Raw genomic sequence first — 20,480 nt, 5'->3', positions numbered from 1 at the left:
TGGCCTGCGGCCCGGAGAGGGCAGCAGGCCACACGGCGCTGGTGAAGGTGCTCGGAGACCCCGAAGTTCAGAGACCCAGCAGGGCGTTCTCGACGAGTTCGGGCAGCGCGGGGTGGATCCAGTACTGGCCGGTCGCCATCTCCCGCGCGGGCAGACCGAACGACATGGCCTGGATGAGCGGCTGGATGACCGTCGACGCCTGGGCCCCGATGATGTGGGCGCCGAGCAGCAGACCCGTCGACCGATCGGCGATCAGCTTGCAGAAACCTTCGGTGTCCTCCATGGCCCAGCCGTAGGCGACGTTGCCGTAGTCCTGGATCTTGACGGAGATGTCGTATCCCGCCTCCCGGGCCTCGGCCTCGGTGAGACCGACCGACGCGATCTGCGGATCGGTGAACACCGCGGAGGGGACGTAGCGGTGGTCCGTCCGCTGCAGACCCGTGGTGTCGCCGCTCCACGCGTCGTGCAGCAGGTTGTGCTGGACGACCCGCGCCTCGTGGTTGGCCACGTGCTTGAGCTGGTAGGGCGACGACACGTCGCCGAGGGCGAACACACCCGCAGCGGACGTGCGCTGGAACTCGTCGACCACGATCCGGCCCTTCGCATCGAGTTCGATGCCGGCCGCCGCGGCGTCGAGCAGGTCACCGTTGGGCTGCCGACCCGTCGCGACGAGCAGGGCGTCGCCGCTCACGACGGTGCCGTCGGCGAGTTCGACCTCCACGCCGTCGCCGACCGGACGGAACGCCCGGGCCGGATTGGCGAGGTGGACGTCCCACTTGGCCGCGGCGAGCGCCGTGAACCGCTCGGAGACGTCGGCGTCGAGGTGCCGCAGCAGACGGTCGGTCCGCGCGACCACCGACACCCGCGTGCCGAGCGCCGAGAAGACGTGGGCGAACTCCATCGCGATGAAGCCCGTCCCGAGGATCACGAGGGACTCGGGCAGTTTCGGCAGCCGCATGACGTCGTCGCTCGTGTGATATCTCACACCGGAATCGAGTACCTCCTGCGGGATCGCGGGCCGCGAACCGGCCGCGACGACCACCTGGTCCGCGGTGATCACCTCACCGGTTCCGGTGTCGATGCGGCGCTCGCCGACGAACCACGCGTGACCGTCGTAGACGGTGACGTTCGCGCAGTCCTCGCAGCGGTAGCGCTCGCCGCCCGCAGCGATGGGATCGATGCGACCGAAGACCCGGTCGACGATGTCGTTCCACCGCACTCCGTCGATCGACGCGTCGACGCCGTACTTCGCCGCGGTGCGGACCGTGTGGGCGACCTCCGCGGCGTAGACGTACATCTTCGTGGGGATGCAGCCCACGTTGAGACAGGTGCCCCCGAAGGTGCCTTCTTCGAGGAGAGCGACGCGCTTCCCGTCGTACCGCTCGTCGAGGATCGAATTCCCCGATCCTGTGCCGATGATCGCGAGGTCGTAGTGGGTCACGCGTGCTCTCCCATGGGTCGGTGCAGTACGGAAACGGTGGCGGAGTCGTCGGCCTCGGTTCGGGAACCGGAGGTGTCCGCCTCGTCCGCTCCGTCCAACCATTCCAGCCACAGGTCCAATTCCCGGAAGGCCTCCGCCAGGGGACCGGGTGTGGACAGGAACACGTCGTGACGGGCACCGTCGATCGGCACGATCGTCGTGCGGTTGCCGAGGCATCCCGCCCATCGGGCTATCTGGCGGACGTCGAGGACTGCGTCGACGGTGTCGACGCTCGCGTCGTACCGCGGAGCGGAGCGCGAGGCACCGGACCGCAGGATCAGCGACGGCACCCCGATGTCGAGCCCGCGGTGCAGGACGGCCTGGCCCCGCCGCACGGCACGTAACCAGCCGAAGCGGATGGGGAAGCCGGTCAACGGCTTCCAGTCGAGGTCGTAGCGCCAGCCGTCGCTCTGCAGGCTGCGGCCGTAGGCCTCGGTCTTCGGCAGCGGGATGAGCGCGCGCGGGCGGAGGCGGCCGACGACGTCGATGGCCGCCGTGCCGACATTGCGCAGGTAGGACGGTCCCTGCAGGTCGAACCACGGGCTGTTCAGGACGAGACCCACGATGCCCGCCGCGGCAACCCCGCCGGGCCGGCGACGGAGCCGGTCGAGCCACAACGGCAGGACGAGCCCGCCCGTCGAGTGGGCCGCCAGCAGCACACCGCCACCGACCTCCTCGCGCACCACGCGCAGCGCCTCGTCGAGCTCGGCGTCGTAGTGGGAGAGATCGGTGACGAAGTGAGGGGTGTGCCCGGGTGCCCGCGAACGGCCGCACTTGCGCAGGTCCAGCGCGAAGAAGCGGTAACCGCGCGCCGCGAAGTGCTCGGCGAGGTGCTGCTGGAAGAAGTAGTCGGTGAAGCCGTGGACGTAGAGCACCGCGCGGTCGGGGAGATCGGTGGACGGCGGCTGGTAGCGCACCAGGGTCGCCGAGATCTCGCCTTCGCCGTCGGGGTCGGTGCCCAGCGGCAGTTCGAGCTGCTCGTAGCCGTCTCCGAGGACGTCAGGACGCCAAGTAGTCACTATCACACCCTAGGTGTGTTCGCCGACCACCGCTCATGGGTACACAATGAGGTGAAATGAAACGCCGGAACACGCGCGGGTAACCTGTCGGTCGCATTCGCGCGCCGCGTTGACGGGACACCCACGCGAGACGGTACCTCCGTACTTCGGCGGCGCGTGCGAACCAGACAAGGAAGTCGATTTCCCAGTGTCAGAGAACGTAGTAGCGAAAACCGACGTAGTGCTCGTGGGCGCGGGCATCATGAGCGCAACCCTCGGTGCGTTGTTGCGTCAGGTGCAGCCCGACTGGTCGATCACCGCGTTCGAGCGCCTCGACGCCGCGGCCGCCGAGAGCAGCGACCCCTGGAACAACGCCGGTACGGGCCACTCCGCGCTGTGTGAGCTCAACTACACCCCCGGGAAGCCGGACGGTTCGGTCGACATCGCGAAGGCCGTCAACGTCAACGAGCAGTTCCAGGTCTCGCGCCAGTTCTGGGCGTACGCCGTCGACAACGGCATTCTGTCCGACCCCAAGAACTTCATCAACCCGGTTCCGCACGTCAGCTTCGTGCACGGCGCCGAGAACGTGAAGTACCTGCGTGCCCGCTACGACGCCCTTGCCGGCCATCCCCTCTTCGAGGGCATGGAGTACACCGAGAGCCCCGAGGTCTTCACCGAGCGTCTGCCGCTCATGGGCAAGGGCCGCGACTTCTCCGACCCGGTCGCCCTGAACTGGACGCAGACCGGCACCGACGTCGACTTCGGTGCCCTCACCAAGCAGCTCATCAACCACGTCGCGGCCTCCGGCGGCACCGTCTTCTTCGGCCACGACGTCACCGACGTGTCCAAGCAGTCCGACGGCAGCTGGATCGTGAAGGTCCGCAACCGCCGCACCGGCGAGTCGCGCAAGGTCCAGGCGAAGTTCGTCTTCGTCGGCGCCGGCGGCGGCGCGCTGCACCTGCTGCAGAAGTCGGGCATCAAGGAGATCAAGGGTTTCGGTGGCTTCCCCGTCTCCGGTGCCTTCCTGCGCTGCACCAACCCCGAGGTCATCGCGCAGCACAGCGCCAAGGTCTACGGCAAGGCCGCGGTCGGTGCCCCTCCGATGTCGGTGCCGCACCTCGACACCCGCGTCATCGGCGGCAAGCAGGGTCTGCTCTTCGGTCCCTACGCCGGCTGGTCGCCCAAGTTCCTCAAGCAGGGCGGCATCATGGACCTGCCCAAGTCCGTCAAGCCCGGCAACCTGATGTCGATGCTCGGCGTCGGCGTCACCGAGCTCGGCCTGGTCAAGTACCTCGTCGGTGAGCTCATGCAGTCGCCCGCCGACCGCATCGGCACCCTCGCCGAGTTCGTGCCCGAGGCGCGCCTCGAGGACTGGGAGCTCATCGTCGCCGGTCAGCGTGTGCAGGTCATCCGCCGCAAGGGTGCGGGCGGTGTCCTCGAATTCGGTACCGCCGTGGTCAACGCGGGTGACGGTTCGATCGCCGGTCTGCTCGGTGCGTCGCCGGGTGCCTCGACGGCCGTTCCGGCCATGCTCGACGTCCTCGAGCGCTGCTTCCCGCAGCAGTGGGCGGGCTGGCAGTCCAAGCTCCGCGAGATGGTCCCGTCGCTCGGTCTGAAGCTGTCCGACAACCCCGACCTGTTCCGCCAGGTATGGGACCACAGCACGAAGTCGCTGCAGCTCGACGTCGTCTCCGAAACCGTGGCCGAGGCGCCCGCAGAGGCCGCCGCGGTCTGATCCGATCACTGCACCTGTGGCCCGGGGCGATGCCCGGGCCACAGGTGTCCTGAAGGTGGGTCCGATCGGATTCGCCCCGACACGAGAGATGGGGAGATGCCCGTGTCCGCTGCCGCTGAGGACGAGACCAGTTACCTGGTCGGACTCGATCTCCGTGGGCGCCGCGTCGTAATCGTCGGAGGAGGCAGCGTCGCGCAGCGGCGTCTCGGTCTGCTCGTCGCGTCCGGTGCCGCCATCCACGTCGTCGCCCGGGCCGCGACCCCCGTGGTCGAGAGCATGGCGACGAAGGGCCGCATCACCCTCGACCTGCGCGAATACCGCGACGGCGACCTCGACGGCGCGTGGTACGCCATGGCCTGCACCGACGAACCCGAGACCAACGCCGCGGTCGTCGCCGAAGCCGAACGCAACAGGATCTTCTGCGTCCGCGCGGACAACGCCCGTCACGGCAGCGCCGTCACCCCCGCCACGGCCCGCTACGAGGGTCTGACCGTCGGCGTCCTCGCCGGTGGCGACCACCGCCGGTCCGCCGCCGTGCGCACCTCGATCCGTGACGCCCTCGCCGGAGCGGCCGTCACCGAGTTCGCCGAGACCGCGCCGAAGCCGGTCGGCGTCGCCCTCGTGGGCGGAGGACCGGGCGATCCCGACCTGATCACCGTGCGCGGTCGCCGCCTCCTCACCCGCGCCGACGTGGTCGTCGCCGACCATCTCGCCCCGCAGGAACTGCTCGCGGAACTCGACTCGCACGTCGAGGTGATCGACGCGGCGAAGCTCCCGTACGGACGGGCCATGGCCCAGCAGGTCATCAACGAGACCCTCATCGACCGCGCAAAGGCCGGCAAGTTCGTCGTCCGGCTCAAGGGCGGCGACCCGTACGTCTTCGGACGCGGTTACGAGGAGCTCGAGGCCTGCACCGCGGCCGGCATCCCGGTGACCGTCGTCCCCGGCATCACCAGCGCGATCTCCGTGCCGTCCGCGGCCGGGATCCCCGTCACCCACCGTGGGGTCACCCACGAATTCGTCGTGGTCAGCGGCCACGTCGCGCCCGGACATCCCGACTCGCTCACCGACTGGGACGCGCTCGCCAAGCTGCGCGGCACCCTGGTCCTGCTCATGGCCGTCGAACGCATCGAGCAGTTCGCCGACGCCCTGATCGCCGGCGGACGTCCCACCGACACCCCCGTGGTCGTCGTGCAGGAGGGCACGCTGAGCAGCCAGCGTGTGGTGCGTGCCGACCTGTCGACCGTCGCTCAGCGTGTCCGGGACGAGGCCGTGCGCCCGCCCGCGATCGTCGTGATCGGGCCGGTGGCCGGATTCGGACTCGATCCGCGGACCGGCTCCGACTCGGACGGTGGGTAACGTTGGATCACGTGTCAGCCACCTCGCATCCGTCGGCCACCCGCGCGGTCGCTCTGGCCATGCTGGTCCTCAGCGGCCTCCAGTTGATGGTCGTGCTCGACGGAACGGTCGCGAACCTCGCGCTCGCGCCGCTGCAGAGCGATCTGGGACTCTCGGATGCGGGTCGCAACTGGGTCCTCACCTCCTACGCCCTCGCCTTCGGCGGGTTGATGCTCCTCGGCGGCCGTCTCGGCGACAGCTACGGACGCAAACGCATGTTCATGGGCGGAGTCGGCCTGTTCACCCTGGCGTCCCTGCTGTGCGGTCTGGCGACCGGCGAGGCGATGCTCATCGGCGCCCGCGCTCTGCAGGGCGTCGGCGCCGCGGTCGCGTCCCCGACCGCCCTCGCGCTCGTCGCGACGACCTTCGCCGCAGGTCCGGCACGCAACCGCGCCATCGCGGTCTTCGCGGCCATGACCGGTGTCGGGTCCATCGCCGGACTGATCCTCGGGGGTGCGCTCACCCAGGTTTCGTGGCGCTGGATATTCCTCATCAACGTCCCCATCGGCGTCCTCATCGTCGTGCTCGCCGCGATCGCGCTGCGTGAGACCGCCTCCGAACGCCTCGCGCTCGACGTGCCAGGCGCGATCCTCGCGACGCTCGGATGCACCGGCCTGGTCTTCGGTCTCACGGAGGGTCCCGAAGTCGGTTGGTCGAGCCCCTCGGTCATCGGCGCGATCGTCGCCGGCTTCGTGCTGCTCGGAGTGTTCCTGCTCGTCGAGCGGCGGGCGGAGAACCCGCTGCTGCCGTTCGTGCTGTTCCGCAACAAGGATCGCGTCGCGACCTTTGTGGCGATCTTCTTCGCGGGCGCCGTGATGTTCAGCCTCGCGGCCTTCGTCGCCCTGTTCGTGCAGGACATCCTCGGCTACAGCCCGCTCGCCGCGGGTCTGGCCTTCGTGCCGTTCGCCTTCGGTCTCGGCGGTGCCGCCGCGGTGTCGTCGAAGCTGGTCGCGCGGATCGAACCGCGTTGGCTCGTGGTCACCGGCTCGGCGATCATGACTGTCAGCCTGCTCTACGGCTCGACCATGGACGGCAGCGTCCGCTACTTCCCCACCCTGTTCGTGCTGGTGCTCGTCGTCGGCTTCGGGGTCGGCCTGGCCGTGGTCCCGCTGCCGCTGTGCGCGATATCCGGGGTGGGACCGCACGAGATCGGACCGCTCTCGGCGATCGCGCAGGTCGCCCAGACTCTCGGAGGTCCGGTCGGCCTCGGGGTGATCGGTGCGATGGCCACCTCGCGGACGATGTCGCTCGGTGGTGTCTCCGGAGCCGTCGCCGACATGACCGACGCCCAGCTCGTCGCCCAGGGCGAGGGATACATGTTCGCGCTCGTCGGCTGCGCGGTCTGCGCGGTGATCGCCGGTGCCGCGGCGCTGTTCATCCGCTTCACTCCCGAAGAGGTCGCGCAGGCGCAGGAGGCCGAGAAGGCCGCGCAGACCTCCTGACCGTCGGACCGTCACCGTGGCGGACGAGCGACCGCTGCGGCGGATGAGTTTGCTCACGCCTGCCACGCACGACCCCCGGGTACCCGACACTCATGCAGGTCGGTGTTCTCGAACGGGGCAGATTCGTCGGATCGTGGATCGTCCGGGCGGTGCGCGAGGCCGGACACGAGCGGTACGTCGCCCTCCAGGCGTTCCGGTCCACGCTCGCCGCGGTCGTCGCGTGGCTCGTCGTGACCGAGGTCTTCCACTTCCAGCAGGCCTTCCTCGCGCCCTACGTCGCGGTCTTCCTCGTCGAGGCGACACTCGTGCGCTCGCTCCAGCAGGCGGTGGTGCAGGTCGGGGCGGTGGTTGCGGGTCTGCTGGTCGCGGTCGTGGTGACACGGCTCGTGGAGTCGACGACCGCTGCGATCGGAATCGCCGTGGCGGTCGGCTACTTCGCGGGTCGTTGGCGGCGGTTCGGGGCCAGCGGCATCTGGGTGGCGATCACGGCGTTGCTGGTGATCGCGACGGGCGCCTCGGACAGTCCGATCCTGCTCGGTGAGCGACTCGCGGAGACGATGATCGGCGCGGCGATCGGCGTGGCCGTGACGGCGCTGGTCTTCCCACCGGTGTACTCGGCAGGCAAGGAGGCCCGCGAACTCACCGATGAGCTGCGCGACCTGCTGCGGGACATGGCGTCCGGATGCCGTGAGGGATCGTCGGGGGTGCGGGACTGGGTGCAGCGGGCGCGGGGCATCGACAGCCTCGTGCAGCGCGCCTTCGAGGAATCACGGTGGGCGCACGAGAGTGCCCGGATGAACCCACGCCCCGCCGCTGCACGGGCCGGGGAACGGGCACGTCGCTGGGACCGGACCCTCGACGACCTCTCGTCGGTGTCCAGCGCCGTCGAGGAACTCGCGCACGCTCTGGACCCCGTACTCGGCGACGATATCGCCGAAGCCGACCGCGACCGCTTGCGGACGGGGATCGCAGCGATGCTCGACGCCCTCGCCGAGATGGTCGATGCCGTGGGGGCGGGCCGGGAGGTCGACCCCGACGGGACGTGCCGCAGCAATCTCACCGAACTCGAACGGTTCGCCACCGAATCGGACGACCTGGTCCTGACCGCACGACTCGGCGCCGTCCTGCACACGGCCCGCCGGATCGTCGCGGCGATGGGACTCGAGGTCAGGTGAGCACGACCAGCTCGGTCGGCGACTCCACCTCGACCCTCAGTCCCGCCTTCGTCGCGACGCGGGCGAGCGCTCCGATATCGCTCGGCTCCGCGCGGGTGAGGACCAGCGCGCGGGCCAGCAGGCCCTTGTGGTGCTTGTTGAAGTGGCTGACGACCTTGCGGGTGCCGTCGGGCTGCTCGGTGAGCACGGTCGCGGTCACCGCACCCGGCACGGGACCGAGCTGCTGGTAGACACCGGAGCGGAGATCGACCACGAGGTCGCCGCCGGCCTCGGCCACCAGCGCGTCGGTGAGCTCGTTCCGCCATACGAACTTCAAGGTGCCGAAGCCGGGCAGTTTCGACCCTCCCGAGAGACGGTAGGCGGGGATCGGATCCGCAGCCCGGACCGCGCCGAACAGCGCCGACCCGATGCCCAGGCGCCGATAGGCCTTGTCGCGCTGCGCCTTCGTGAACGCTCCCGCGTCGAGCGCGTCGTACAGCACGCCGGTGTACCGCTCGAGCGCCGGGCGGGTGGGGGAGACCCACAACTTCGCGTTGCGTTCGATCTCGTCGGCGCCCTTCGTGCCCAGCCCGAGTGCGCGGCTCGACTCCTCGGGGTCGGCTGCGAGGTCGACGAGGGCCTGCACGAGCATCTCCCGCGTCTCCGTCAACTGCGGCATCGACAGGTCGGCGAGATCGAGCGGCCCGCCGTCGCCGCCGTCGGACTTGGTTTCGGATGGAGGGAGAAGCACCAGCACAACCGGTAACCGTACCGACCCCGCCACCGGGCGCCGACGTCACTGCCCGAGGTGCCGGGCGCCGACGTCACTGCCCGAGATGGCCACGGTAGGCTGCAGGGTCGTGATCACCCGCATGTCGCACCTGTTCCTCCGCACCCTCCGAGACGACCCGGCCGACGCCGAGGTCGCGAGCCACAAGTTGCTGGTCCGAGCCGGATACGTGCGACGTATCGCGCCGGGTGTGTACTCGTGGCTGCCTCTGGGTCTGCGGGTGCTGCGGCAGATCGAGCGGGTCGTGCGCGAGGAGATGAACTCCATCGGTGCGCAGGAGATCGCTCTGCCCGCGCTGCTGCCGCGCGAACCCTACGAGGCCACCAACCGGTGGACGGAGTACGGCGACAGCCTGTTCCGGTTGAAGGACCGCAAGGGCGGCGACTACCTCCTCGGCCCCACGCACGAGGAGCTCTTCGCGCTCACCGTGAAGGGTGAGTACAACTCGTACAAGGACTTCCCGGTCACGCTCTACCAGATCCAGACGAAGTACCGCGACGAGGAGCGCCCCCGCGCCGGCATCCTCCGCGGTCGTGAGTTCGTCATGAAGGACTCCTACAGCTTCGACCTCACCGACGAGGGTCTGGCCCAGTCGTACAAGGCGCACCGCGACGCCTACGAGCGCATCTTCGCGCGCCTCGGCGTGAAGTACGTGATCGTCTCGGCCACCTCCGGCGCGATGGGCGGCAGCGCCTCCGAGGAGTTCCTGGCCGACTCGCCCGCAGGTGAGGACACCTACGTGCGGTGCCTCGAGTCCGGCTACGCGGCGAACGTCGAAGCGGTGAAGACCCTCGCGCCGGAACCGCTGCCGATCGACGGACAGCCCGAAGCGGTCGTGCACGACACCCCCGACACCCCGACGATCGCCTCGCTCGTCGCCGCGGCGTCGGAGGTCCTCGGTCGGGAGGTCACCGCGGCCGAGACGCTCAAGAACGTCATGGTCAAGGTCCGGCAGCCCGGTGGCGAGTGGGAGCTGCTCGGCATCGGCATCCCCGGCGACCGCGAGGTCGACGACAAGCGCCTCGAGGCCTCGCTCGAACCCGCCGAGGTCGAGCTGCTCACCGACGCCGACTTCGAGGCCAATTCCTTCCTCGTCAAGGGCTACATCGGCCCGAAGGCGCTGCTCGCCAACGGTGTCCGCTACCTCGTCGACCCCCGCGTGGTCGACGGCACCAGCTGGATCACCGGCGCCGACGAGCAGGGCAAGCACGTCTTCGGGCTGGTCGCCGGTCGCGACTTCACCCCGGACGGCACGATCGAGGCCGCCGAGGTGCGCGACGGCGATCCGTCGCCCGACGGAGCCGGCCCGCTCGTCTCCGCCCGCGGCATCGAGATCGGCCACGTCTTCCAGCTCGGCCGCAAGTACACCGACGCCTTCGCGGTGGACGTCCTCGGCGAGAGCGGCAAGCCCGTCCGCCCCACGATGGGCTCCTACGGCGTCGGCGTGTCACGCCTCGTCGCGGTGGTCGCCGAACAGCAGCACGACGAGAAGGGCCTGCGCTGGCCGTCGGAGATCGCACCGTTCGATGTGCACCTGGTCATCGCCAACAAGGACGAGCAGGCCCGCGAAGGCGCCGAGAACCTCGCCGAGGAACTCTCGAACGCCGGCCTCGAGGTGCTCCTCGACGACCGCAAGGCGTCGCCCGGCGTGAAGTTCAAGGACTCGGAGCTGCTCGGCATGCCGCTCGTCGTCGTGGTCGGCCGCGGCTTCGCCGACGGCAAGGTCGAGGTCCGCGACCGTTTCTCCGGCGAGGCCGACGAACTGCCGATCGGTGAGGTCGTCCAGCGCATCGTCAACCGCTGACGCTCTTTTTCGCCGATACAGGCGGAACCCGGTGTCCCTGCGACCTGCCGTCGCGGGGGCACCGGCGTATGTGGCAGAAGTCGCCGTGGTGCGCTGCGCACCGAACCACAATGAGGTGCATGGCCGACAACTGGAGTGCGACCGACAACTATCTCACCGACGTGCTGATCGGCGACGATCCTGCGCTGAGCTCAGCGCTCGAGGCGAACGCCGCAGCGGAACTGCCGCCCATCGACGTCTCCGCGCCGCAGGGCAAGTTCCTGCACCTGCTCGCACGGATCCGGGGTGCCCGCCGGGTCCTGGAGATCGGCACCCTCGGCGGATACTCGACCATCTGGCTCGCCCGGGCCGTCGGGGAGTCCGGCCGGGTGGTCACCCTCGAATACGAGCGCAAGCACGCCGAGGTGGCCCGCGCCAATCTCGACCGCGCCGGCGTCGGTGACCGTGTGGACATCCGGGTCGGCCCCGCCCTGGACTCGCTGCCGGGCCTGGTCGACGAGGATCCCTTCGACCTGGTGTTCATCGACGCCGACAAGGAGAACAACAGCAACTACGTGCGCGCGGCGCTCGGGTTGTCGCGACCCGGCACCGTTATCGTCGTCGACAACGTGGTGCGGGCAGGGGCCATCGTCGATCAGGGCAGCGACGACGAACGGGTCCGCGCGTCGCGGGACGTGCTCGAACTGCTCGCCCGCGAACCGCGCCTCGACGCGACGGCGCTGCAGACCGTCGGATCGAAGGGCTGGGACGGCTTCGCGCTGGCCCTGGTCACGGACTGAGTGACGGCGAGCGCCGGACGAAAATCCGTTGCGCGGCGGTGATCCGCACAGGACGATCGGACCGTGGTGGAGACTTCGAGGCTCGACGGAGTCGATGTCGACCGATTCGTGGAAGACGGTTTCGTCGTTGTGCGAGGGGCCGTGCCGCTCGACACGGTCGTGCAGTGCCGGGCGGCGCTGTGGCACGAGATCGACGCCGATCCCGACGATCCGGCGACCTGGACGCGGCCGGTCGTGCGGATCGACTGGATGTCGGATCCCCCCTTCGTCGCGGCGGCGAACACCCCGGTGCTGACCGAGACCTACGACCGACTCGTCGGACGGGACCGATGGATCCCGCCGCGTGGGCTCGGGACCTTCCCGGTCCGGTTCCCCCATGTCGACGACCCCGGGGATACCGGATGGCACATCGACGGAGGGTTCTACGTCCCGGGGGAGAACTGGCCGTACGTGAATCTCGTCTCGCGGGGACGCGGCCTGCTCATGCTCTTCCTGCTCTCGGACGTCGGACCCGACGACGCGCCCACCAGGATCAAGGTCGGATCCCATCTCGACGTGCCGCGGTATCTCGCGGGGCACGGCGAACGGGGTCGGTCGGTGCTCGACCTGTGCGAGGAGATGGACGCCGACGGGACGCTCGATGCACCGCACCGCACCGCAGCAGCGTGGAGGCAACGGGGCGGGCCGGCGACGTCTACCTCTGCCATCCCTTCCTCGTCCACGCTGCACAGACGCTCCGGGGGACGAGACCGCGGATCATCGCGCAGCCGCCGCTCGAGCTCGTCGGACCCCTGCTCTCGACCATGGACCGGCCACTCTCTCCGGTGGAGAAGGTGGTCGAACGAGCGCTGGGCTCGTTCGATCAGGGTTGACCGGGGAAGGCCACCGACGGCACGACTCCGCGGCTCTGCCGCCACCGCGCCGCCCGCAGGGCCGCCTCGGTGAGTGCGCCCACGGCCGTGGCCCGGGTGGCCTCGCTGCGTGCCCGTTCGACGACGGACCGCCACGCGACCGCGGTGTCGCTCTCGATCTGTTCGGCGAGCTGCGCGGCGGACGCGGCGTCGATCACCGGGAACGGCACGGTGTAACCGGGTGCCGCGACCGGCGGCTCGACGCTCGCGGCGCGCAACGCCTCGATCGTCGCATCACGGCGTGCGCGGTGCGCTGCGGTGTCCTCCGCCACGGCGTTCGCGCGGGCGGGATCCGCGAAGGCCGCGATCACGCCGTATCCGAAGACCGCCGCGTGTTCGGCCTCGAGGGCGTCGGCGAGGGCCTGCTGTTCGGAACCGAGTTCGGGTGAGCTCACGGCAACATCACCGCCGTCTGCACGGCGCAGGACGCGCTGATCGAGGCGAGCAGACCCGCGCGGTAACCCGACAGCGTGCGTGCGAGGTCGGCGGCTTCGCGCTGCGACCGGTTCAACCGCTCACGGAGCGCCTCGACGGTCGGCAGCTCACCGGTGGGAGTGGTCACCGTGGTCGACGGGGGAGTGAAACTCGTGGTGGCACCCTCCATGCGGGCGATCTCGGCCTCGAGAGCGTCGGCGTGGGAGGTCCGCTCGGCCGCGATCGTGGTGAGCGCCGCGGACAGCTCCGGCGCCCGCGCGACCAACGCGGTGGCCGTCGCGGCGTCGGTGCGGGCGCGGGTCGCCTGGCTCGCAAGCGGATCCGGTTCGGCGGCATCCTCGTCGGAGGCGCCGCACGCGGTGATCGTCGTGATTCCGAACCCACCGACAGCGACCGACGACCATCGCAGGAGGGTTCGTCGGGAGACGGTGGGACGGTCGAGTGGCATCGGCACCGGACCATCCTGCCAGTCCCGTCGTCCGACGAAGGACGCCGCCCTGGTCACGGCAGCACGAAACGCGGGTTAGGCTTGATGTCTGCCGGTACGCATCCGTTCCGGCCCGCTGTCCGCTGCGACCACAACTGAACGAGGAGCCCGCCCGCCATGCCTGTGCCGCCCCCGGAGAGGATCGTCGAGCTCGTCTCCGATCTGCTCGCCAGAGAGGGATACGACCTCGAGGACGTGGTGGTCACGGCCGCCGGAAAGCACAGTACGGTGCGCCTCCTCGTCGACAGCGACGCAGGTCTCGGTCTCGACGAGGCGGCCCGCCTGAGCAGGATCGTCTCCGAGGCCTTCGACGGGGTCTCGGACTTCGGTGAGTCGCCCTACGTCCTCGAGGTCACCAGCCCCGGGATCGGCCGGCCCCTGACCGAGCCCCGCCACTGGCGGCGCGCCCAGGGTCGCAAGGCGAAGGTGGAACTGGCCGACGAGATCCTCGTCGCCCGCATCGGCGAGCTCGTCAGCGACGAGATCAGGCTCGTCCTGCCCGATCGGTCCGGGCCGGTCGTGCGTTCGGTCCCGCTCTCGGCGGTGCGCAGAGCGGTGGTGGAGGTGGAGTTCTCCCCGCCGCCGCCGAGGGAACTCGAGCTGGCGGGTGGGGTTCCGGACGGCCGGGTCGCGGCCGGGGAGCTGGCCGAAGGACCCGACGACGAGACCGGCAGCGACGACCACGACGAGACGAACGAAACGAAGGTGGACAAGTGAATATCGAGATCGCCGCCCTGCGCATGCTCGAGGCGGAGAAGAACATCCCGTTCGACGAGCTGATCGCGACGCTCGAGACGGCCCTGCTCACGGCGTACCGGCACGTCGACGGACACCAGCCGCACGCGCGGGTCGTGGTCGACACGAAGACCGGCGCCATCCAGGTCCTCGCCGAGGAGCGCGACGCCGACGGCAACCTGATCGCCGAGTGGGACGACACTCCCGAGGACTTCGGCCGGATCGCGGCGACCACCGCGCGTCAGGTCATCATGCAGCGCATCCGCGACGCCGAGCACGAGCAGCGCTTCGGCGAGTTCGCGACCCACGAGGGCGAGATCGTCAGCGGCGTCGTGCAGCGCGACTCGCGTGCCAACGCCCGCGGCATGGTCGTCGTGAAGATCGGTGGCGAGACCAACAACGCCGAGGGACTGATCCCGCCGGCAGAGCAGGTGCCGGGGGAGACCTACGAGCACGGCGACCGCATCAAGTGCTACGTCGTGGGCGTCTCCCGCGGACAGCGCGGCCCCCAGATCACCCTGTCGCGGACGCACCCCAACCTCGTGCGCAAGTTGTTCGCCCTCGAGGTTCCCGAGATCGCCGACGAGTCGGTGGAGATCGTCGCGGTCGCCCGCGAGGCCGGGCACCGATCGAAGATCGCCGTGCACTCGACCGTCCCGGGCCTCAACGCGAAGGGTGCGTGCATCGGCCCGATGGGGCAGCGGGTGCGCAACGTCATGCGCGAGCTGGGCGAGGAGAAGATCGACATCATCGACTACGACGAGGACCCTGCGAAGTTCGTAGGCAACGCACTCTCGCCGTCGAAGGTGGTTTCGGTCACGGTCGTCGACCCCGACGCGCGTGCCGCCCGGGTGGTCGTTCCCGACTTCCAGTTGTCCCTCGCGATCGGCAAGGAAGGGCAGAACGCCCGGCTCGCGGCCCGGCTGACCGGCTGGCGGATCGACATCCGCAGCGACGCGGCACCGGCCGGGAACGACGATTCACGCGGCGGCTCGACAGGCGCGTAGGAGTGGGATGCGGGATTCCGGGCAAATCAGCGGTACAGTGGTCGATGGTTCAGCATGACCTGTCCTCGACCGGCGGGGAACGCGCCACTACGGTGCGGACCTGTGTCGGATGTCGGCAGCGAACGCTGGCTGCCGAACTGCTCCGGGTGGTGGCGCGCGAGAAGGAACCGTCAGGTTTCGCCGTGATTCCCGATCCCCGACGCAGGCTTCCCGGGCGAGGTGCTTGGTTGCATCCCACTTCGGAATGTCTGGGCCTGGCGGTTCGGCGTCGAGCATTCGGCAGGGCACTGCGCGTGACCGGACAACCGGACACCACAGCGCTGGATCAGCTGGTCGGGTCCACGGAACAGTGATCACGGACGCATCGAATCGGCTTCGGCCGGGTAGACGGACGTGGGAACGACGACGAGGAACACCAACAGTGACATCGCACTCTGAGAAGAACAGGCACGAACACTCATGAGCACACCGTGAAGCACCAGCGATGAACGTCCATCGGAGATAACCCGAGGTCGTGCGGGCAGTCGGCCGCTCGACCTCATCAGTGAGGAGAGCAGTGGCAGGCAAGGCCCGCGTGCACGAGTTGGCGAAAGAACTCGGTGTCACCAGCAAGGAACTACTCGCACGCCTGAAGGAACAGGGCGAGTTCGTCAAGTCCGCGTCGTCGACCGTCGAACCGCCGGTCGCGCGTCGACTGCGCGAATCGTTCGGTAAGACCGAAGGCGATGCAGCCGCGAAGGCTGCACCCAACCCCGCACCGAAGCCCGGTGCCCCCCGGCCGGGTCCCCGGCCCACCCCTGCGAGCCCGGCCCCCGCGGCCGAGACCGCACGTCCGAAGCCCGGCGCACCGAAGCCGGCTGCTCCCAAGCCCGCTCCGGCACCGGAGAAGCCCGCGGCTCCCGCGCCGCAGGCCCCCGCTGCCCAGGTGGCTCCGCAGGCCCCGGCTGCTCAGGCTCCCGGCGCGACGCCGCAGGCTCCCGCGGCCAAGCCCGGCCCCAAGCCGGCCGGTCCGCGTCCGGGTCCGAAGACCCCGCGCGTCGGTAACAACCCGTACTCCTCGGCTCCGGCCGAGCGTCCCGCTCCGCGTCCGGGTGCCCCGCGCCCCGGCCCGGGCGGACCGCGTCCTACCCCCGGACAGGGCGGCCCCCGCCCCACGCCCGGACAGGGACGTCCCGCAGCAGGCCCCGGTGGCCCGCGTCCCGGACCCGGCCAGGCCGGTCCGCGTCCGGCTCCCGGACAGGGCGGTCCCCGCCCCGCGCCCGGTCAGGGCGGACCCCGTCCGTCCCCGGGTTCGATGCCCCCGCGTCCCAACCCGGGTGCGATGCCGCAGCGTGCTGCGCGTCCGGCCGCATCCGGTCGTCCGGGTCGTCCGGGCGGAGCTCCCGGTGGACGTCCCGGTGGTGGTGGCGGCGGCGGCTACCGCGGTGGCGGCGCCGGTGGCGGCGCACCCGCAGGTGCAGGTGCTCCCGGTGGTTTCCGCGGTCGCCCCGGTGGCGGCGGCGGTGGACGCGGTCGCGGCGGTGCAGCCGGCGCGTTCGGTCGTCCCGGTGGCGCTCCGCGTCGTGGTCGCAAGTCGAAGCGCCAGAAGCGGCAGGAATACGATTCGATGCAGGCGCCGTCGGTCGGCGGCGTGCGGTTGCCGCGTGGCAACGGCGAGACCATCCGTCTCGCTCGCGGCGCATCGCTGTCCGACTTCGCCGAGAAGATCGACGCGAACCCGTCGGCCCTGGTGCAGGCGTTGTTCAACCTCGGTGAGATGGTCACGGCCACTCAGTCGGTGAACGACGACATCCTCGAGCTGCTCGGCTCGGAGATGAACTACGTCGTGCAGGTCGTCTCGCCCGAGGACGAGGACCGCGAGCTGCTCGAGTCGTTCGACATCCAGTACGGCGAGGACGAAGGCGGCGAGGAAGACCTCCGTCAGCGTCCGCCGGTGGTCACCGTCATGGGTCACGTCGACCACGGCAAGACCCGCCTGCTCGACACGATCCGCAAGGAGAACGTCGGCGAGGGCGAGGCCGGTGGCATCACCCAGCACATCGGTGCCTACCAGGTGATGACGCACCTCAACGGTGAAGATCGCCTGATCACCTTCATCGACACCCCGGGTCACGAGGCGTTCACCGCCATGCGTGCCCGCGGCGCGAAGTCGACGGACATCGCGATCCTCGTGGTCGCAGCCGACGACGGCGTCATGCCGCAGACGGTGGAGGCGATCAACCACGCGCAGGCTGCCGATGTCCCGATCGTGGTCGCGGTGAACAAGATCGACAAGGAGGGTGCGAACCCTCAGAAGATCCGTCAGCAGCTCACCGAGTACGGGCTGGTCGCGGAGGAGTACGGCGGCGACACCATGTTCGTCGACATCTCCGCGAAGCAGAACCTCAACATCGACCAGCTGCTCGAAGCGGTGCTGCTCACCGCCGACGCAGCGCTCGATCTGCGGGCCAACCCGGACATGGAGGCGCAGGGCGTCGCCATCGAGGCGCACCTCGACCGCGGTCGCGGTCCGGTGGCCACGGTGCTCATCCAGCGCGGCACCCTGCGGGTCGGCGACTCGATCGTCGCCGGCGACGCCTACGGCCGCGTGCGCCGCATGGTCGACGAGCACGGCGAGGACGTGCTCGAGGCACTGCCTTCGCGTCCGGTCCAGGTCGTCGGCTTCACGTCGGTGCCCGGCGCCGGCGACAACCTGGTCGTCGTCGAAGAGGACCGCATCGCGCGTCAGATCGCCGACCGGCGTAATGCCCGCAAGCGCAACGCGCTCGCAGCACGCAGCCGCAAGCGCATCAGCCTCGAGGACCTCGATGCCGCTCTCAAGGAGCACAACGAGCTCAACCTCATCCTCAAGGGCGACAACTCGGGTACCGTCGAGGCCCTCGAAGAGGCGCTCATGGGTATCGAGATCGACGACGAGGTGCGCCTGCGGGTCATCGACCGCGGTGTCGGTGGCGTCACCGAGACCAACGTCAACCTCGCTGCCGCGTCGAACGCCGTGATCATCGGCTTCAACGTCCGCGCCGAGGGCAAGGCCACGGAGCTCGCGAACCGCGAGGGTGTCGACATCCGTTACTACTCGGTCATCTACCAGGCGATCGACGAGGTGGAGAAGGCCCTCAAGGGCATGCTCAAGCCGATCTACGAGGAGGTCGAGCTCGGCCGCGCCGAGATCCGCGCGATCTTCAAGTCGTCGAAGGTCGGCAACATCGCGGGTTGCCTCGTGCAGTCCGGCATCGTCAAGCGCAATGCGAAGGCCCGCCTCATCCGCGACAGCAACGTCGTGGCCGAGACGGTCACCATCTCGTCGCTGCGCCGCGAGAAGGACGACGTCACCGAGGTCCGCGAGGGCTTCGAGTGCGGTTTGACGATCACTTACTCCGACATCAAGGTCGGCGACGTGATCGAGGCGTACGAGTTGCGCGAGAAGCCGCGCGACTGATCCACCCGCACCCGTGGCGGTGAACGATTCGTCGTTCGCCGCCACGGGTGTGTCGGGACGCCCGACCCGGCCGGCACGGAGCCGACCGGGCGGCCGACCGGAGTGTCCTCGAGGGGAGAAGCGGATGTATCTGGGAGCGCTCGAACTCGACCTGCTGCTCGGCGACGTGCATTCGCTCAAACAGAAGAGATCGGCGATCCGTCCGGTGGTCGCAGAACTGCGCCGGCTCGGGGTGTCCGCCGCCGAAACCGGGGAACACGATCTGTACCGCCGGGCGCAGGTGGGTGTGGCGGTCGTCGCCCCCGACCTCGCGCACGTCGGAGAGATACTGGACAAGTGTGAGCGGCTGGTCGCCCAGCGGCCCGAACTCGACCTGCTGTCGGTCAGACGCAGGCTGTACGGGCCCGAGGACTGATCCCGGCCGCACGACAGGCCGCCTGCCGGCGGCCACAGAAGGGAACGAACGACATGGCCGATCCAGCACGGGCCCGCCGACTCGCGAAGCGCATCGCCACCATCGTGGCCACCGCCATCGACCTCGAGATCAAGGATCCGCGGCTCGAGTTCGTGACGATCACCGACGCGAAGGTCACCGCGGATCTGCACGACGCCACCGTCTACTACACGGTCCGGGGCGCGGATCTGAACACCGAACCCGATCACGAGGCCGCTGCTGCCGGCCTCGAGAAGGCCAAGGGCGTGCTCCGCTCGAAGGTCGGCGCCGGCACCGGTGTGCGGTTCACCCCGACGCTGACGTTCGTCACCGACACCGTGCCCGACACGGCACGGCACATGGAGGAACTCCTCGCGCGTGCTCGCGCTGCCGACGACGAGGTCGCACGCGCCCGTGAGGGCGCCGTTCCGGCCGGCGATGCCGATCCCTACAAGGAACCCCGTGAGCGCGACGCCGGTGACGACGACGAATAACGCACCGGTGCCCGACCCGACTCCTCCGATGGTCCCGTCGCACCGGGACGAGGCCGGCGTCCCGTCCGGCCCGGCAGGATCCGTCGACCTGCACGGTGCCGCCGCACTGCTCGACGCGGCGGCCACCGTGACGGTGCTGTGCCACATCAACCCCGACGCCGACACCCTCGGCAGCGGGCTGGCCCTCGGGCTCGCGCTCGAACGACGCGGTGTCGCCGTGCAGGTCGCGTTCGGTTCGCCCGCGGACATGCCGGAATCGATGCGGTCGCTGCCGGGCGCACACCTGGTCACGCCGGTCGCGGAGGTGCGCCGCGAGGCCGATCTCGTGGTGACCGTCGACTGCGGTACCGCGGGCCGTCTCGGTGTCCTGCGCGACCGTCTGAAGACCGCCCCGAACGTCCTGGTGATCGACCACCACCTGTCCAACACGCGGTTCGGCACCCACAACCTCGTCGACCCGGAGTCCGAGGCCACCGCGATGGTGCTCGCCGACCTCTTCGACGTGTGGGGTGTCGAGATCGACGCCGCACTCGCGCACTGCCTGTACGCGGGACTGGTGACCGACACCGGATCGTTCCGCTGGGGTCGCCCGCAGGCCCACGGACTTGCCGAGCGCCTGCTCGCCACCGGTATCGACGGCACGTCGATCACGCGGGCCCTGCTCGACACCCATCCCTTCGGGTGGTTGCCGATGCTGTCGTCGGTGCTGGCCACCGCCACGCTCGAACGCGACGCTGCTCAGGGCAGGGGACTGGTCTACGCCTTCGTCCGGCGCGCCGACTCCGCGCATCTCGGTCCGGAGGAGGTCGAGAGCGTCATCGACATCGTGCGCACCACCGCCGAGGCCGAGGTCGCCGCGGTGTTCAAGGAGGTCGCTCCCGAGGAGTGGACCGTCTCGCTGCGCGCGAAGACCTCGGTGGACGTGTCCGCCGTCGCCACCGCACTCGGCGGCGGAGGAC

19 protein-coding genes are annotated in these 20,480 nt (G+C 69.8%); 14 read left to right on the top strand and 5 right to left on the bottom strand.

Annotation, left to right across the window (positions count from 1 at the left end; all coding sequences use genetic code 11):
- Positions 1–67 precede the first annotated feature (67 nt).
- Positions 68–1,441 carry a mycothione reductase gene (gene mtr, locus ACLBYD_RS07500; RefSeq protein WP_447815938.1) on the bottom strand — a complete coding sequence of 458 codons (1,374 nt, stop codon included), beginning with the start codon at positions 1,439–1,441 and terminating at the stop codon, positions 68–70.
- Complete coding sequence (locus tag ACLBYD_RS07495; protein ID WP_060650975.1) at positions 1,438–2,499, bottom strand: alpha/beta hydrolase; 1,062 nt, start codon at positions 2,497–2,499, stop codon at positions 1,438–1,440. The genes mtr and ACLBYD_RS07495 overlap by 4 nt, the downstream gene beginning before the upstream one ends.
- A 187-nt stretch (positions 2,500–2,686) precedes the next feature.
- On the opposite strand from ACLBYD_RS07495, the gene mqo reads away from it, so the two are divergent.
- The 4 genes from mqo (at position 2,687) to ACLBYD_RS07475 (ending at position 8,228) form a co-directional block, all read left to right on the top strand.
- A complete protein-coding gene (gene mqo / locus ACLBYD_RS07490) occupies positions 2,687–4,213 on the top strand; it encodes a malate dehydrogenase (quinone) (RefSeq protein WP_447815937.1) in 1,527 nt (508 codons plus the stop codon).
- A gap of 96 nt (positions 4,214–4,309) precedes the next feature.
- The gene (gene cobA, locus ACLBYD_RS07485; protein ID WP_447815936.1) at positions 4,310–5,572 is read left to right on the top strand and encodes a uroporphyrinogen-III C-methyltransferase; all 1,263 of its coding nucleotides are present in this window, start codon (positions 4,310–4,312) and stop codon (positions 5,570–5,572) included.
- Positions 5,573–5,631: 59 nt separating this feature from the next.
- Entirely contained in the window at positions 5,632–7,053 is a 1,422-nt protein-coding gene (locus tag ACLBYD_RS07480) for an MFS transporter (protein WP_447816062.1), read from the top strand.
- 92 nt (positions 7,054–7,145) lie between these two features.
- Entirely contained in the window at positions 7,146–8,228 is a 1,083-nt protein-coding gene (locus ACLBYD_RS07475) for an FUSC family protein (protein ID WP_277371480.1), read from the top strand.
- On the opposite strand, the gene yaaA is transcribed toward ACLBYD_RS07475, so the two are convergent.
- Positions 8,221–8,964 carry a peroxide stress protein YaaA gene (gene yaaA / locus ACLBYD_RS07470; protein ID WP_447815935.1) on the bottom strand — a complete coding sequence of 248 codons (744 nt, stop codon included), beginning with the start codon at positions 8,962–8,964 and terminating at the stop codon, positions 8,221–8,223. The genes ACLBYD_RS07475 and yaaA overlap by 8 nt on opposite strands.
- Positions 8,965–9,067: 103 nt before the next feature.
- Between yaaA and ACLBYD_RS07465 the strand changes: the two genes are divergently transcribed.
- The 3 genes from ACLBYD_RS07465 (at position 9,068) to ACLBYD_RS07455 (ending at position 12,525) form a co-directional block, all read left to right on the top strand.
- Positions 9,068–10,801 (top strand): proline--tRNA ligase, encoded by a 1,734-nt coding sequence (locus ACLBYD_RS07465; RefSeq protein ID WP_447815934.1) that lies wholly within the window; start codon positions 9,068–9,070, stop codon positions 10,799–10,801.
- 119 nt (positions 10,802–10,920) lie between these two features.
- The gene (locus ACLBYD_RS07460) at positions 10,921–11,580 is read left to right on the top strand and encodes an O-methyltransferase (RefSeq protein WP_060650969.1); all 660 of its coding nucleotides are present in this window, start codon (positions 10,921–10,923) and stop codon (positions 11,578–11,580) included.
- Between the two features lie 63 nt (positions 11,581–11,643).
- Entirely contained in the window at positions 11,644–12,525 is an 882-nt protein-coding gene (locus ACLBYD_RS07455) for a hypothetical protein (RefSeq protein WP_447815933.1), read from the top strand.
- Here ACLBYD_RS07455 and ACLBYD_RS07450 read toward each other — a convergent pair.
- Together ACLBYD_RS07450 and ACLBYD_RS07445 are read right to left on the bottom strand one after the other, a co-directional pair.
- Positions 12,443–12,886, bottom strand: coding sequence for a ferritin-like domain-containing protein (locus ACLBYD_RS07450; RefSeq protein WP_060650968.1), 444 nt, complete (start codon positions 12,884–12,886; stop codon positions 12,443–12,445). The two genes, ACLBYD_RS07455 and ACLBYD_RS07450, sit on opposite strands and share 83 nt — an antisense overlap.
- Positions 12,883–13,374: a hypothetical protein gene (locus ACLBYD_RS07445; RefSeq protein ID WP_194293741.1), complete on the bottom strand. Its 492-nt coding sequence runs from the start codon at positions 13,372–13,374 to the stop codon at positions 12,883–12,885. Before ACLBYD_RS07445 ends, ACLBYD_RS07450 begins: the two co-directional genes overlap by 4 nt.
- 156 nt (positions 13,375–13,530) lie before the next feature.
- Here ACLBYD_RS07445 and rimP point away from each other — a divergent pair, with 156 nt between their 5' ends.
- The 7 genes from rimP to ACLBYD_RS07410 all read left to right on the top strand — a co-directional run.
- On the top strand, positions 13,531–14,130 hold the full coding sequence (gene rimP / locus ACLBYD_RS07440) for a ribosome maturation factor RimP (protein ID WP_447815932.1): 600 nt from the start codon (positions 13,531–13,533) through the stop codon (positions 14,128–14,130).
- A complete protein-coding gene (nusA, locus tag ACLBYD_RS07435) occupies positions 14,127–15,155 on the top strand; it encodes a transcription termination factor NusA (RefSeq protein WP_230787453.1) in 1,029 nt (342 codons plus the stop codon). The genes rimP and nusA overlap by 4 nt, the downstream gene beginning before the upstream one ends.
- Positions 15,156–15,199: 44 nt before the next feature.
- Complete coding sequence (locus ACLBYD_RS07430) at positions 15,200–15,508, top strand: YlxR family protein (protein WP_081314385.1); 309 nt, start codon at positions 15,200–15,202, stop codon at positions 15,506–15,508.
- 203 nt (positions 15,509–15,711) lie between these two features.
- Positions 15,712–18,594 (top strand): translation initiation factor IF-2, encoded by a 2,883-nt coding sequence (infB, locus tag ACLBYD_RS07425; protein WP_447815931.1) that lies wholly within the window; start codon positions 15,712–15,714, stop codon positions 18,592–18,594.
- Between the two features lie 124 nt (positions 18,595–18,718).
- Entirely contained in the window at positions 18,719–19,009 is a 291-nt protein-coding gene (locus ACLBYD_RS07420) for a DUF503 domain-containing protein (RefSeq protein ID WP_006551275.1), read from the top strand.
- A 53-nt stretch (positions 19,010–19,062) separates the two neighbouring features.
- Complete coding sequence (gene rbfA, locus ACLBYD_RS07415; RefSeq protein WP_016693580.1) at positions 19,063–19,521, top strand: 30S ribosome-binding factor RbfA; 459 nt, start codon at positions 19,063–19,065, stop codon at positions 19,519–19,521.
- Between the two features lie 28 nt (positions 19,522–19,549).
- On the top strand, positions 19,550–20,480 hold a 931-nt coding region (locus ACLBYD_RS07410), incomplete at its 3' end, for a DHH family phosphoesterase (protein WP_447816060.1).

Source organism: Rhodococcus sp. C26F (assembly GCF_053345925.1).
Note: the sequence above shows the minus strand (reverse complement) of the source record. Positions and strands in the feature narration are given on the sequence as shown.